Raw genomic sequence first — 13,799 nt, 5'->3', positions numbered from 1 at the left:
CCGCTGCAATCACCCCCTCGCTGATCATGCTGTGTCCGTGGCTTGTCTGGCGCGTTATTCATGTCCGATTGATACCGACGAGTCCTCTTCTGTCTGCAAGGCTGCTAGGCTTGGCACCCAGTGCCCTTGAACCCGAACGCCTCTGATGCTTGCACGCCTGCTTATCCTGTTTGCCCTGACGTTGACTGTGCAGTCGGCCGGGGCAGTCACGATCTATAAATTCACTGATGCCGATGGCGTGGTGTCGTTCTCGGATCGGCCAACACCTGGCGCATCGGTCATGGTGTTTCGGGACCGGATGGTCGAGCGTATCGACGGCCAGGTGCATTTGAGTGTCAGACGTGAAAAGGGCGTGCACAGCCTGTACGTGCGCAACGATCTGTACGCCCCGGTCGAGGTCGAACTCAAGCTTTCCAGTGTGACCAACGTGCTGGGCGTCTCTGGCTCGTCAGCAACGCTACGCCGCACGATCCCTGCGCGCAGTAATGAACGTGTGGTGGTGCTGAGCCCCAAAGTGGGGAGCAAGCCGATGAACTACGCCTCGGTGCTGACTTCAACCCTGGGCGATCCCAAAGGTTCGGTGCAGGCCTATAAATACCCATTACCGTGGATTGGCGGACCGTTTCGCCTGACTCAGGGGCCGAATGGCAAATACAGTCATTACGGTGCCAAGGGCCGCTATGCAATGGACATTGCCATGCCCGAAGGCACGCCGATCATCGCCGCACGCGGCGGGACGGTGATAAAGATCGAAAACAGCCAGTCAGGGAGGGGTTCGAATGCGTCAGGCAACTTCGTACGGATTCTGCACGAAGACGGCACGATGGGCGTCTATCTGCATCTGATGCGCGGTTCGGTGAGTGTCAGGGAAGGTCAGCGGGTCAGCGTCGGAACCGCGCTGGCGCGGTCGGGTAATACCGGAAACAGCACCGGCCCGCATCTGCACTTTGTCGTGCAACGCAATTCGGGCCATGAACTGGTATCGATCCCTTACGAATTCGCCAGACCAGTGCAGAGCCTGCCCAACTTCGCCGTCGGCGGGAATTGACTGCTGTGGGAGCGGCTCGGGCGACGCTTTGACTATCTTGCCGACGCTCCGCGTCGGTATGCCGTTCAGGGCGCTCCGCGTCCGCTTTGAGTATGCGGCGTGGCGCAGATCTGTGACGCGGAGCGTCACCCAAGGCATTCCCACGCTGGAGCGTGAGGAACGATAGGCGTTCGGGAGAGCACCTATCGTGCCCATGCTCCGCGTGGGTATGCAGTTCTGGTCGCTCTGCGTCCGCTTTTGAGTATGCGGCGTGGCGCAGATTTGTGACGCGGAGCGTTACCCAAGGCATTCCCACGCTGGAGCGTGAGGAACGATAGGTATTCGGGAGAGCACCTATCGTGCCCATGCTCCGCGTGGGTATGCAGTTCTGGACGCTCTGCGTCCGCTTTTGAGTATGCGGCGTGGCGCAGATTTGTGACGCGGAGCGTCACCCAAGGCATTCCCACGCTGGAGCGTGAGGAACGATAGGCGTTCGGGAGAGCACCTATCGTGCCCATGCTCCGCGTGGGTATGCAGTTCTGGACGCTCTGCGTCCGCTTTTGAGTATGCGGCGTGGCGCAGATTTGTGACGCGGAGCGTCACCCACGGCATTCCCACGCTGGAGCGTGAGGAACGATAGGCATTCGGGAGAGCACCTATCGTGCCCATGCTCCGCGTGGGTATGCAGTTCTGGACGCTCTGCGTCCGCTTTTGAGTATGCGGCGTGGCGCAGATTTGTGACGCGGAGCGTCACCCAAGGCATTCCCACGCTGGAGCGTGAGGAACGATAGGCGTTCGGTAGAACACCTTGCGTCCGCTCTTGAACGGGTAGACCTGATAGGGTCAGTCCAGCTTCAGCACCTTGGCGAGTACGATTTTCGGGCCTTTCATCTTCTTGATGATGATGCGCAGGCCTTCGACTTCCATTTGCTCTTCTTCTTCCGGCACGCGCTTGAGTGTGTCGTAGATCAGACCGGCCAGTGTCTCGGCTTCGATGTGGTCCAGATCGATGCCCAGCAGACGCTCGATCTTGAACAACGGCGTATCGCCCCGTACCAGCAGTTTGCCCGGCTGGTACGCGAGAATGCCGCGCTCCACCTTGCGATGTTCGTCCTGAATGTCGCCCACCAACACTTCAAGCACGTCCTCCATGGTCAGGTAGCCGACGATCTTGCCGTCGGCTTCCTCGACCACGGCAAAGTGCGCGCCGCCCTTGCGGAACTGCTCCAGCAGCTGCGAAAGCGGCATGTGTCGCGAAACACGCTCCAGCGGGCGGGTGAGTTCAGCCAGGTTGAACGACTCCGGGATGTGGTCCAGCGCCGCCAGTTCCAGCAGCAGGTCCTTGATGTGCAGCAGGCCGACAAACTCGCCACGTTCAGCGTCATACAGCGGATAACGGCTGAATTTGTGGCGGCGGAACAAGGCGAGGATTTCCTTGAGCGGCGCATTGAAGTCCAGCGACACCATGTCTTCGCGGGAGTTGGCCCAGTCGACCACTTCCAGCTCGCCCATTTCGACAGCAGACGCCAGCACGCGCATGCCCTGATCGCTGGGGTCCTGGCCACGGCTGGAGTGCAGAATCAGCTTCAGCTCATCGCGGCTGTAGCTGTGTTCGTGATGCGGACCGGGTTCACCCTGGCCTGCAATGCGCAAAATGGCGTTGGCGCTGGCGTTGAGCAGGTAGATCGCCGGGTACATCAACCAATAGAAGAAGTACAACGGGGCCGCTGTCCACAGCGACAGCAGTTCCGGTTTGCGGATCGCCCAGGATTTGGGGGCCAGCTCGCCGATGACAATGTGCAGGTAGGAAATGATGAAGAACGCAGTGAAAAACGACACGCCCTTGATCAGCTCCGGAGTATCGACGCCCAGCGCTGCGAGCAACGGCTCCAGCAGATGCGCGAACGCCGGTTCACCGACCCAGCCCAGGCCCAGGGAGGCGAGGGTGATACCCAGCTGGCAGGCTGAAAGGTAGGCATCCAGCTGGCCGTGTACCTTGCGCAGAATGTGCCCGCGCCAGCCGTTCTTGTCGGCAATGGCTTCAACCTTGGTCGAGCGCAGTTTGACCATGGCGAATTCTGCCGCAACGAAAAAGCCGTTGAGCAGGACCAGGAACAAAGCAAAAAGAATCATGCCGAAATCGGCGAAGAGTGAAGACAGGTTGAAACTAGGGGAAGGGTCCATGATGGGGTTTTGCAGGGTCCGTATTAACAGAAGAGGGTAATGTCACGCCAGAGAAGACGCTATGAGCCCGGCAATGTAGCGGCTCAAGGCGCGATTGCCTAGTAGTCTGAATCGTCGTGCACGGGTTTGGACAGTTGGCCGCTGGCAAAGTGACAGGTAAAAACACTGCCCTTGCCGGGAACACTGTTGATTTCAAGGTTGCCGCGATGGCGCAGCAGCACATGTTTGACGATGGCCAGCCCCAGCCCTGTACCGCCGGTATTCGACGCGCGGCTGGTATCGACCCGGTAGAAACGTTCAGTCAGGCGCGGCAGGTGTTTGGTCTCGATGCCGATCCCCGAATCCTGCACGCTCAGGTGCGCGCCCCGCTCGTCGGCCCACCAGCGGATACGGATGACGCCTTCTGCCGGGGTGTACTTGACGGCATTGAAGATCAGGTTGGAAAACGCGCTGCGCAGCTCGCTTTCGCTGCCCTTGAGGCGCATATCGCTTTCCAGGCTCAGGTGGATCTGCTGGTTCTTGCTGCCCGACAACGCGTTGGCATCGGCGGTGATGGTTTTGAGCAAGGTACTGACCATTACCGGATGATTGTCCGATGGGTAATCGGTAGCCTCGAGCTTGGCCAGCAGCAGCAAGTCGTTGAGCAGCGTCTGCATGCGCCCGCCTTGCTGATGCATCTGTTGCAGCGCCCGCACCCAGCGCGGATTGACCTCGTCCACGTTATCGAGCAGGGTTTCCAGATAACCGAATATCACCGTCAGTGGCGTGCGCAACTCATGAGACACGTTGGCGACGAAGTCTTTGCGCATCTGCTCCAGCTGATGGATGCGCGTCACATCGCGCACCAGCATCAGGTGCTCATTGTTGCCGTAACGGGTAATCAACAACTGAATGCGCAAGCGATCATTGGTCGGTGAGGGAATCTCCAGCGGCTCGCTGTAGTCGCCCAGCGCAAAGTACTCTTTGAAGCGCGGATGCCGGACCAGATTGGTCACGGGCTGACCACTGTCCTGCGGCGTCTTTAAACCCAGCAGGGTTTCAGCGGCACGGTTCCACCATTCCAGGTTGCCGTCGCTGTCGAGCATGATTACGGCATCGCGCAGGGCGGCGGTGGATTCCTGTACCCGGTCGATGACCGCCTGGAGGCGGCCGCGGACACGCTGATCACGGCGTTGCAGGTGGTAGATGCTGTCGAACACTTCGCCCCACAGACCATAACCGTCCGGAGGAGGCTCATCAGCCTTGTGACTGCTCAGCCAGTCATGCAGGCGCAGCAGTTGTTTGAGGGTCCAGGCCAGATACAGGCCCAGTCCGGTGGCCAGGCTCCAGCCATACTGTCCACTGATCAGGCCGACCAACAGGCAGGCGGTGACCAGCAACAACATGTGGCGTATCAAGGTGCCGTGCCAATTTTGATTCAATTAAGGGTAAATCCTTGTCTGGTCACTGCCCTGCGTCGACGCAACGCCTGTCAGCTCTTTGTCGAGAAGCGATAGCCAGTGCCGCGTACGGTTTGTACCAGATTTTCATACGCATCGCCTAAGGCCTTGCGCAGGCGGCGGATGTGCACATCAACCGTACGCTCTTCGACGTAGACGTTGCCGCCCCAGACCTGATCCAGCAACTGGCCACGGGTGTAGGCGCGCTCCTGGTGGGTCATGAAAAATTGCAGCAGACGGTATTCGGTGGGGCCCATTTCAGCCGGTTTGCCGTCGATGGTGACGCGGTGGCTGATCGGGTCGAGCAGCAGACCCCCGACTTCGATAGGTGCTTCGCCATCAGTCGGGCCGGCACGACGCAGCACGGCCTTGAGACGTGCCACCAGCTCGCGGGGCGAGAAGGGCTTGGTGATGTAATCGTCAGCGCCGACTTCCAGGCCCTGGATCTTGTTGTCCTCTTCACCCTTGGCAGTGAGCATGATGATCGGGATGTCCCCGGTCAGTTCATCACGTTTAAGGCGACGGGCCAGTTCGATGCCGGATGTGCCAGGCAGCATCCAGTCGAGCAGAATCAGGTCAGGTTTGCGGTCGACGATAATCGCATGGGCCTGCTGAGAGTTTTCGGCTTCAATACAGTCGTATCCAGCCATTTCCAACGCAACGGCGATCATTTCACGAATAGGCGCTTCGTCGTCAACGATCAGGATGCTCCTGCCAGCCATGCTCGAACCTCTTGTCATTTAACTGTCTTGGGGCGCATTAGATAACGGAATTATTGCAGTCGTGTGACAGGTGTGGTTGAGGCTAGCACGCCGACAGGTTTCGGGAGGTCGGCGGGCCTCGCGATCCTGCGTTTATTTCAGTCGGAAAGAGGCTGGCGGTGGCTGTTTTCAGCGCACCGCATAGTCGGCGACGATACCCAAAAATATCGCCAGCCCGGCCCAGTGGTTGTGCAAAAAAGCCTTGAAGCAGGCGTCCCGCTCGCGCTGACGGGTGCTCCAGAATTCCCAGGCAAAGCATCCTGCTGCTGCCAGCAGGCCTATGTAGAAGCACGCACCCAATTCAAAACGCGCGCCGGCCAGCATCATGCAACCCAGCGCCAGACCTTGCAGGGTCAGGATGATCACCCGGTCGGCATCGCCGAACAGTACGGCAGTGGATTTCACGCCGATTTTCAGGTCATCGTCACGATCGACCATTGCGTAATAGGTGTCGTAGCCCACGGTCCATAGCAGGTTGGCGATGTACAGCAGCCAGGCCGCAGCTGGCAGGTCGCCGGTTTCTGCGGTAAATGCCATCGGCATGCCCCACGAAAACGCAGCACCCAGCACCACTTGCGGGTAATAGGTGTAGCGCTTCATGAATGGATAGCAGGCAGCCAGCGCCAGACCGCCGAACGACAGCCAGATGGTTGTCGCATTGGTAAACAGCACCAGCACAAAGCTCAGGCCGACCAGCACCGCAAACAGCGCCAGCGCTTCCCGTGAGCTGACTTTGCCACTGACCAGAGGACGCTGCTCGGTGCGTTTGACGTGGCCATCCACCTTGCGGTCGGCGAAGTCATTGATCACGCAGCCTGCCGCGCGCATCAGAAATACGCCCACCACGAAGATGAACACTGTCTTCAGCGACGGCGAGCCCTTGCCCGCAATCCAGACTGCCCACAGGGTTGGCCACAGCAGCAGGTAAATGCCTATGGGCTTGTCGATACGTGTCAGCTGGATAAAGTCCCAGGCGCGGGGGCTAAGGCGATTGAGGGATTTGAGAAGGGACAGGTACATCAGACAGGGTCCTTGTCATGGATCGTATTGCACAGAGCGGGCAGGAACACTTCGGCGACCAGCACGCTCAACGCACCACGACTGAATCGCGAGCGGCGTGCCCATAGTCCGCGAGCTGCAACAGCGTCAGGCAGCCAGGCTTCAGGGTAATGACACACTTCAAGGGTGCCGCGCGCGAACGCAGGGTCGCTGAACAGCAACTCACCCAGCGAGCGCGTGCCCAGCTCATCCATATTCAGGCCACCGTCCTGCAAAGCGCTGCGGGCGGCTACACTACGAGCGAATACCCAGTTGTTGTCATTACCGCGCAAGTACACTTCGCGCACCCAGCCTTCGCTGGCAAGTGGCAGGCCCAGCGCCAGACACTCATCACGGCGCAAAGCCTGCCAGCCTTCGAATTGCGGAAATACGCTGAAACCACCGTCAGACAAACGGTCCAGCCGGCGTGTGAGGGAGTCCTGATTGAACAACCAGTCGAGCATTAATGGTTCGGGCACATCGATCAATTGCTCGCGCTTGAGCCAGATCGGGCTAATGAATGCGGGGGATTGCTGGGTCACGGTAAGCCAGTTCCGGCAGCCAACGAGGCCGCGAGCTTAGCATGATTGCAGGCCCCGACCGACCGCCGGTAGTACGTCAGGTTATAGAATCAGACTTGCATCCGGGCCTGCCGATCAGTACAACGCCCGTTCAGACGGCAATCGACCGTCACACGCTATTTAGCCTGATAAACGAGAGAACCGAACATGAAGAAGTGGCAATGCATCGTCTGTGGCCTGATCTATAACGAAGCCGACGGCTGGCCGGATGACGGGATTGCGCCTGGTTCGCTCTGGCAGGATGTGCCGGAAGACTGGCTGTGCCCGGATTGCGGTGTGGGCAAAATGGACTTTGAGATGATCGAAATCGGCTGATAGCAGCCAGCAGAAAAATAATGAATAGGGAAGAACAATGAGCGCACCTGTGGTCATCATCGGCACCGGCCTTGCGGGTTACAACCTCGCCCGAGAGTTTCGCAAACTGGACGCAGACACGCCGCTGCTATTGATCACGGCCGATAATGGTCGGTCCTATTCCAAACCGATGCTTTCCACCGGCTTTGGCAAAAACAAGGAAGCCGACGGGTTGAGCATGGCCGAGCCCGGTGCAATGGCCGATCAGCTCAAGGCTGAAATTCGCACGCATACGCGGATCAGCGGGATCGACCCGGGTCACAAGCGTCTGTGGATCGGTGAAGAAGCGGTTCACTACCGCGATCTGGTGCTGGCCTGGGGGGCTGAAACCATCCGCGTACCGGTGGAAGGTGATGCAGGCGATGCGATTTTCCCGATCAACGACCTTCAGGACTACGCCCGTTTTCGAGCGGCTGCGGCGGGAAAGCGTCGGGTTCTGATTCTGGGGGCCGGGCTTATTGGTTGCGAGTTTGCCAACGATCTGATTCTGGGCGGTTATGAAGTGGATCTGGTCGCGCCGTGCGAGCAGGTCATGCCAACCCTGTTGCCACCTGCCGCTGCGGCTGCGGTAAAGACCGGCCTTGAAAGCCTGGGTGCACGTTTCCACCTGGGCCCGGTGCTGACCTGCCTGAATCGCAGTGGTGACGGCCTGCAAGCACATTTGTCGGACGGGCAGGTGATTGACTGCGACCTGGTGGTTTCGGCCATTGGTCTGCGCCCACGCATCGATCTGGCCGCTGCCGCGGGCTTGCAGACGGGGCGCGGTATTCTGGTGGATCGCCAGTTGCAGACCTCCCACGCCAATATCCATGCGCTGGGCGACTGCGCTGAAGTCGATGGCCTCAATCTGCTCTACGTCATGCCGTTGATGAGCTGCGCTCGGGCGTTGGCCCAGACGCTGGCCGGAACACCAACTGCCGTAAAATATGGCCCCATGCCGATCACAGTAAAGACGCCAGCCTGCCCGCTGGTGGTTTCGCCGCCACCGCGTGGCACCGACGGCCGCTGGAGTGTCGAAGGGCAGGGGGCTGATATCAAGGCGCTGTGTCATGACGCGGACGGTAATCTGCTGGGCTATGCGCTGACCGGTGCGGCAGTTATGGAAAAACTCGCACTGAACAAGGTTTTGCCTGCGTTATTGGCATAATTTCGCGTCATTTTGTCGGATAGACCACGTATTTTTGCCAATAAACCCCGCCTGCGCACTGGCGCGGGCTGGTTCGGCATGCCATCCTCGGTCTTGTCTGCCGCTACATAGAGCCGTCGCGGCGCCTTGTTGCCGTTTTTTACAAAACGGCGCGGGACATAAAAACAAAAAACCGTAAAAGAGGCTTCATATGCGTAAACCAGAAGTTGCAGCCGCCATTGCTGAAAAGGCGGATCTCACCAAAGAACAATCCAATCGTGTTCTCAATGCCATCCTTGAAGAGATTACTGGCGCACTGCACCGTAAGGACAGTGTCACGCTGGTAGGCTTCGGTACTTTTCTGCAACGCCATCGCGGTGCCCGGACTGGCAAGAACCCACAGACCGGGGAGCCGGTTAAAATCAAGGCAAGCAACACAGTGGCCTTCAAACCGGGGAAAGCCCTGAAAGACAGCGTCAACCCTTGACACCCTGTTGTGCGCCTCGGCGGGAGGCGGGCAACTCACAGGCGGGCACACCACTCAGACTGGTTGCCCGCTTTTTGTTTGTGTCGTTTGTGCCGCCGATCACTCGTCGAAGCTCTTCGTGAGAATTGTCCTACTCAATTTCGTATGAATGCCTTCTCAAACCCCGGCTTTGCCTGACTTTTTCTTATTGCTGATTCCCTTAGAGTCCCGCCCCTGCTGCACCCCTTCAATTACTCTTGGGAAATCTCGAATGAAAAAGCTATGGAAGTTTGCTGCGGTTGCAACTCTGATCGCCGCTACCAGCGGCTGCGTGAGCTACAACGTCAGCCAGCCAAGCGCACCGCTGGAAGGCACGGTCAAAACCGACCTCAAGGCGGACGTCAAGGTAGGCGGTACCATCAGCGGCGAGTCCTCCACCAATGTGTTGTTCAATTTCCTGAGTTTCGGCGGCGATAACCAGTTCGCCGATGGCGTGACATACGGCGGTGCAAGCGGCGGTGGCGGTCTGGGTCTGGCGCTGCCTGATCCGGTATCGACCACCAAGGCTGCTGCGGCTTACAAGGCGGTCAAATCTTCCGGTGCCGATCTGATCGTGGCACCGCGTTATGAAGTCAGCATCAAGGACTACTTCATCTTCAAGAAGCTTGATGTGAAGGTCACCGGCAGCAAAGGCAACATCAACAGTATTCGTTAATGCTGTCGTGATGCTGCTTCCCACGCGAAGCAGCATCCTTGCGTTCAACAAGTGTTTTGTACCGATCTCCCTCGAAATTCATCTTGTCCTACAGGTTTTGGGCCAATAAACCGCTACACTGCCACGCCGATCCTGATCACCGGATCCAGTGCGTACAGAGGTCTAGCATGAAGTTTCGTTTTCTATTGTGGATGCTGGGCCTGCTAATGGCCCGCGCCAGTCGTAACAACCCCGCGTTCCAGCAGCAGTTGGCTGGCAAGGACCTGACATTTCAGTTACAGACCGCAGATGGCAAAATCGCGCGTCACTTCGTGGTGCACGATCAGCGCATTCGCAGTGCCAGCGGTGTGGTTGCAGAGCCAGCCTTTGCCATCTCGTTTCGCGATGCAGCCTTTGGCTTTGACACCCTCCAGGCGAAGAACAAGCAGCTGGCGTTCATGAAGGGCATTCAGGACAAGGATATTCAGATCAAGGGCAACCCGGCCCTGGTGATCTGGTTCCAGGGCCTGGTCAAATACCTCAAGCCGAAAAAGAAAGCTGCCTGATCACGGCAGTTGCAGCCCGCCTGCCGCCTTATGCAGCGCCCGAAGGTGCTCGGACACCTGTTTGAGGTTGGCTTCGTTGGCTGCAATTTCCTTGGCGCGTTCGGGCTCCAGCAGGGCGCGCACTTCCTTGTCGAGATCGCCGGTCAGGCGCTTGAGTTGTTTCTGGCGTTGACTGCTTTCTGCTTCAAGCCGCTGCCATTCCCCCGCCTGTGGCAAACCGTACCCGCCGCTGCCGAGCAGCTCGGCTGGCCGGCTGAGAAAGCCACTGCTGGCGAGGATCTCCTGTAGCGTTTTGGTGGCATTGGAGACCTTGCCATCTTTCACTTCGCGTGCACCGAGATAGCTCTGCTTCACTTCGTCCTGGGCCAATAGCAGTTGCCTGCGCAGGCTGGCCTGCTCCAGCAGCAGAATCGCAGCACTGGTACGCAGATCGGCCTTAGCGAACCACTGGCTGCGCTCACTGGCTGGCAGGGCCATCCATTCTTCAACGGTGTTCTGCTTGATCGGCAGGTGCTTCTTCAAAACCTCGAACATGGCCTGATAGCGGTCACGGTAGGAATCGAACCGGTATCCCAGACGCAATGCTTCTCTGGGGTCGTCCAGCACACTGGTATCGGCCAGCCCGCGGCCTTTGAGGACTTCAAGCAGGCCGTTGGGCAAAATGCTGTCCAAGCCGACGAGCTTGGGATTGTGCGTACCGGCGCGCAGCAACTTGAGGTTTTCAACGGCGCAATTGTTCGAGAGGAAGTAGTAATTGCCGTCGTAGCTCCAATGCATCTCGGCAGCGTGCTGGACCAGACCTTCGATTTCCGGGCGCGACAGCTTGATTGGCACGGAGGCCAGGCTGCGCAGTTCGGTCTTGGTGTATTCATCGATGACCTGCGCCAGCGGCAAGACGAACAGCCGCGACGGGTAGGCACCCATCAGGCCGTCCCAGCTCGATAGCTGTACATCGCCGACGAATGCCCGATAAGACAGGACCAGATGCTGGTCGAGGTCCAGGCGGCAGTCCGGCCCACGAGGACGACCAGGTTTGCAGATCACCAGGCGCAACATGCTGTGGCCCCAGCGGCTCGCCCAGTTCTGATTCGCCTCGGCGAGCAGATAATCCACCGCGTAGACCCGCTCGGGGTCCAGCTTGCCCAGCGGCTCACGGCCGAAGTCGCTGCCGGCATTCAGATAAGGGTAGTACGTGGGGCATTTATCCCGTGCTGCGGGTGCCCAGCCAAAGCGCTCTTTGTAATACGCATACAGCGCCGGGCGACGACAGGCGTAGGCCGGGTCGAGGAGGAAATACTCCATGTTCACGGCCACGAATTCCAGCGGGCTGGTGGTTTCGTAGATGTCCGGGCTGCGGGCGACCTGGCCGTTATGTTCCTCGCGTTCACCGCGGCGTCCGACGTATTGCTGCCAGCCCGCCAGGTCCAGCAGGCGAGGGTCGTCACTCAGGGTAAAGCGGCGCTCGGTCTGGCCGCGGCAGTCGTCAGGCAGACCTACCTTGCCCAGTGAACTGTTACGTGATGTGCAGCGAAAAATCGCCGCTCGCTCGCTGGGCGACCACAGGCGGGCGCGGTCGTAGACGTGGGTCAGCTCATGCAGGACGGTGGCGAGCAACTCCTGGCGCACCGTTCCGTGTGGACGGCCTGTCTGGGCGGTGGCTGCCGAACCGTCGGTCAACGAGGCCAGCAAGTGGCTGTTGAGGTATAGCTGATAAGGGCCCGCCGCCTGACCGTAGGCGTTTTGCGGCATGTCGCTGGACCAGCTTACCTCGACGGTTCGGTCCAGTGCTTCGACGAAGCTGGGCGGCAGCGCGTGCATGGCTTCGTCGAGCAGCGTCTGGCTGGCTTGCTGTTGCGGCGCATCGAGGCCGTCCGTGTGCAGTTCCAGCTTCAGGCTGGCAAAGGCATGCGTCCCGACCAGCGACAGCGCGCCAGCAAGCAGCCAGGCGCGAAATCGCCTCACAATGCGAGGATTGCTTCAGCCAGGGTCTGATCGCTTGCGCCGCGTGCTTCTGGTACGCGGGTACGCAGTGTATCGAAGGCTGCATCCAGCTGGGCACCGTGGATGTCACCGCCGCTGGCAACGTAACTGGCGGCGGCGTCCTTGGCCTGGAGCACGACTTTGGAGTCGCGAATCGATGTGGTGGTGTCCGAGGTGAAATCAATGGTACGGCCAAACGCGCGAACGATGATGTTGCTCGTGGCTACAACGGTCTGAGCCTGGGCAAAATCGGCCAGCAATAGCAGGCCAAGGGAAGCAGCAATCAGCGGGGTACGCATGTGGTGACGTCTCCAGTTACGCAAAGAGGGGAAAGTGGCTATTGGACGAGGATTGCCTGCGCCAGTTCAAGGTCGCTGGCACGAAGTTTTGCATCTGCCTGACGCAGGGCGTGCAGCGCGGCCACAAGCCGGGCACAGCGTATATCTCCGTCGCTGGCGATGAACGCAGCAGCGTCGTCTCTGGCAGCCATCATGAGTTTGTTATCGAAAGGTGCTGTTGTGACCTGACTGGTTGCATAGCCGGTCTTGACCAGACCCTGCGTGGTCGTATCGAACGCTTGAACCTGACTGATACACATCAGGCTGGCAACGGGTGCGATAAACAGAAGGTGCAGTAGCGCATGACTTTCACGAACCGGCAAAACAGGTAGCAAGGCTAGCGCCATGCTCTGGCCAGAGCTACCCCGGCACATGGCCGGGGCACCACGGTCAGATGGCCAGAATGGCCTGAGCCAGTTGGCTGTCGGTCGCTTGCAATTCAGGCAGAACCTGACGGATGTGCTGCAGCGCGCCTTCGAGGCGAGCGCTACGGATGTCGCCGGAGCTGGCCACGAAGCTGGCGGCATCGTCTCGGGCGGCCAGAACGATCTTGTCATCTTTCAGAGAGGAGGAAATGTTGGACGTGGCACGTGTCGATGCATTGATTGCATCGACCACTGCGTCAGTGGTCACAATAAAGCTGGAGGCGTTGGCACCTGCAGCAGCAGTCAACAGGAAGGCAGCGCCGAGGGTACGTAGCAGAGACATGATCGAGTTCCATTGTGGTCAAAAGGGCACAGGCTGCCTGCGAGGCCGAAGGGCCGAGGTAGAGCGCTAGACTATCCCACAGATAGCGCGCTTGTCATGGCAGTCGATGGCTGCAGCTTGCACAGTTTGCATTATTTGGTAACTGTACCTGACGTTTTTGATTTATCTGAAACTGTGCTGTTATTGGCAATCTGTTAAGTACCTGTGCGAAAACGACAAAACCCGTCTCGGTTGCCTGAGACGGGTTTTGTATGAAGCAATTCGGGTTGCTGGCGAGAGACTTTAAGGTCTGGGACCAGCGAGCGCTGATTTAGCGCCAGAACGGCTTGCTCAGCTCTTCGTAACGCTGGGATTCGCTGATACCGGCGTCAGCCAGCAGGCGTGCATCCAGACGAGCCAGTTGATGGCGGCTGGACAGGCGACGCTGCCAGAGCATCAGGTTGGCGAATACGCGCAGAGGCAAAGAAGCTTTTGCAGTGGTAACGGTGCTTTCGCTGAACAGATCGGAACTGATTGTACGTTCCATGGTGTGACTTC

The 13,799-nt window shown here is 59.0% G+C and carries 16 protein-coding genes; 6 read left to right on the top strand and 10 right to left on the bottom strand.

All coding sequences use genetic code 11. The features are described 5' to 3' along the window. Positions 1 to 145: 145 nt before the first annotated feature. Positions 146 to 1,048 carry a peptidoglycan DD-metalloendopeptidase family protein gene (locus LJU29_RS26810; protein WP_054077386.1) on the top strand — a complete coding sequence of 301 codons (903 nt, stop codon included), beginning with the start codon at positions 146 to 148 and terminating at the stop codon, positions 1,046 to 1,048. Between the two features lie 822 nt (positions 1,049 to 1,870). Here LJU29_RS26810 and LJU29_RS26805 read toward each other — a convergent pair. The 5 genes from LJU29_RS26805 to LJU29_RS26785 all read right to left on the bottom strand — a co-directional run bounded on the left by LJU29_RS26805 (position 1,871) and on the right by LJU29_RS26785 (position 6,991). Continuing rightward, positions 1,871 to 3,211, bottom strand: coding sequence for a hemolysin family protein (locus tag LJU29_RS26805; RefSeq protein ID WP_002555884.1), 1,341 nt, complete (start codon positions 3,209 to 3,211; stop codon positions 1,871 to 1,873). Positions 3,212 to 3,309: 98 nt separating this feature from the next. Continuing rightward, positions 3,310 to 4,632 (bottom strand): phosphate regulon sensor histidine kinase PhoR, encoded by a 1,323-nt coding sequence (gene phoR / locus LJU29_RS26800; protein ID WP_005744878.1) that lies wholly within the window; start codon positions 4,630 to 4,632, stop codon positions 3,310 to 3,312. Between the two features lie 50 nt (positions 4,633 to 4,682). Then, positions 4,683 to 5,372 (bottom strand): phosphate regulon transcriptional regulator PhoB, encoded by a 690-nt coding sequence (gene phoB, locus LJU29_RS26795; protein ID WP_002555882.1) that lies wholly within the window; start codon positions 5,370 to 5,372, stop codon positions 4,683 to 4,685. A gap of 168 nt (positions 5,373 to 5,540) precedes the next feature. Beyond that, on the bottom strand, positions 5,541 to 6,431 hold the full coding sequence (gene ubiA, locus LJU29_RS26790) for a 4-hydroxybenzoate octaprenyltransferase (protein ID WP_057454083.1): 891 nt from the start codon (positions 6,429 to 6,431) through the stop codon (positions 5,541 to 5,543). Continuing rightward, positions 6,431 to 6,991: a chorismate--pyruvate lyase family protein gene (locus LJU29_RS26785; RefSeq protein ID WP_005757030.1), complete on the bottom strand. Its 561-nt coding sequence runs from the start codon at positions 6,989 to 6,991 to the stop codon at positions 6,431 to 6,433. The genes ubiA and LJU29_RS26785 overlap by 1 nt, the downstream gene beginning before the upstream one ends. 186 nt (positions 6,992 to 7,177) lie before the next feature. Between LJU29_RS26785 and LJU29_RS26780 the strand changes: the two genes are divergently transcribed. The 5 genes from LJU29_RS26780 (at position 7,178) to LJU29_RS26760 (ending at position 10,236) form a co-directional block, all read left to right on the top strand. Beyond that, the gene (locus tag LJU29_RS26780) at positions 7,178 to 7,345 is read left to right on the top strand and encodes a rubredoxin (RefSeq protein ID WP_257111437.1); all 168 of its coding nucleotides are present in this window, start codon (positions 7,178 to 7,180) and stop codon (positions 7,343 to 7,345) included. Between the two features lie 37 nt (positions 7,346 to 7,382). Then, positions 7,383 to 8,531, top strand: coding sequence for an NAD(P)/FAD-dependent oxidoreductase (locus LJU29_RS26775; RefSeq protein ID WP_257111436.1), 1,149 nt, complete (start codon positions 7,383 to 7,385; stop codon positions 8,529 to 8,531). Between the two features lie 190 nt (positions 8,532 to 8,721). Next, positions 8,722 to 8,997 (top strand): HU family DNA-binding protein, encoded by a 276-nt coding sequence (locus LJU29_RS26770; RefSeq protein WP_002555877.1) that lies wholly within the window; start codon positions 8,722 to 8,724, stop codon positions 8,995 to 8,997. A 250-nt stretch (positions 8,998 to 9,247) separates the two neighbouring features. Beyond that, on the top strand, positions 9,248 to 9,691 hold the full coding sequence (locus LJU29_RS26765; RefSeq protein WP_054995687.1) for a hypothetical protein: 444 nt from the start codon (positions 9,248 to 9,250) through the stop codon (positions 9,689 to 9,691). A gap of 167 nt (positions 9,692 to 9,858) precedes the next feature. Beyond that, entirely contained in the window at positions 9,859 to 10,236 is a 378-nt protein-coding gene (locus LJU29_RS26760; RefSeq protein ID WP_002555875.1) for an SCP2 sterol-binding domain-containing protein, read from the top strand. Here the strand turns inward: LJU29_RS26760 and LJU29_RS26755 are convergent, their stop codons facing one another. From LJU29_RS26755 to LJU29_RS26735, 5 genes are all read right to left on the bottom strand, one after another. Further along, on the bottom strand, positions 10,237 to 12,198 hold the full coding sequence (locus LJU29_RS26755) for a DUF7844 domain-containing protein (RefSeq protein WP_057423963.1): 1,962 nt from the start codon (positions 12,196 to 12,198) through the stop codon (positions 10,237 to 10,239). It lies immediately after the preceding gene. Further along, positions 12,195 to 12,515 (bottom strand): DUF2388 domain-containing protein, encoded by a 321-nt coding sequence (locus tag LJU29_RS26750; RefSeq protein WP_257111435.1) that lies wholly within the window; start codon positions 12,513 to 12,515, stop codon positions 12,195 to 12,197. The genes LJU29_RS26755 and LJU29_RS26750 overlap by 4 nt, the downstream gene beginning before the upstream one ends. Positions 12,516 to 12,553: 38 nt before the next feature. Further along, complete coding sequence (locus LJU29_RS26745) at positions 12,554 to 12,877, bottom strand: DUF2388 domain-containing protein (protein ID WP_005757043.1); 324 nt, start codon at positions 12,875 to 12,877, stop codon at positions 12,554 to 12,556. Between the two features lie 67 nt (positions 12,878 to 12,944). Continuing rightward, positions 12,945 to 13,262 (bottom strand): DUF2388 domain-containing protein, encoded by a 318-nt coding sequence (locus LJU29_RS26740; RefSeq protein WP_257111434.1) that lies wholly within the window; start codon positions 13,260 to 13,262, stop codon positions 12,945 to 12,947. A 310-nt stretch (positions 13,263 to 13,572) separates the two neighbouring features. Next, positions 13,573 to 13,788 (bottom strand): DUF1127 domain-containing protein, encoded by a 216-nt coding sequence (locus LJU29_RS26735; protein WP_002555870.1) that lies wholly within the window; start codon positions 13,786 to 13,788, stop codon positions 13,573 to 13,575. Between the last annotated feature and the right edge of the window lie 11 nt (positions 13,789 to 13,799).

This window comes from Pseudomonas ficuserectae (genome assembly GCF_024584585.1).
GTDB lineage: Bacteria > Pseudomonadota > Gammaproteobacteria > Pseudomonadales > Pseudomonadaceae > Aquipseudomonas > Aquipseudomonas amygdali.
This window is presented reverse-complemented; position numbering and strand designations above follow the sequence as displayed.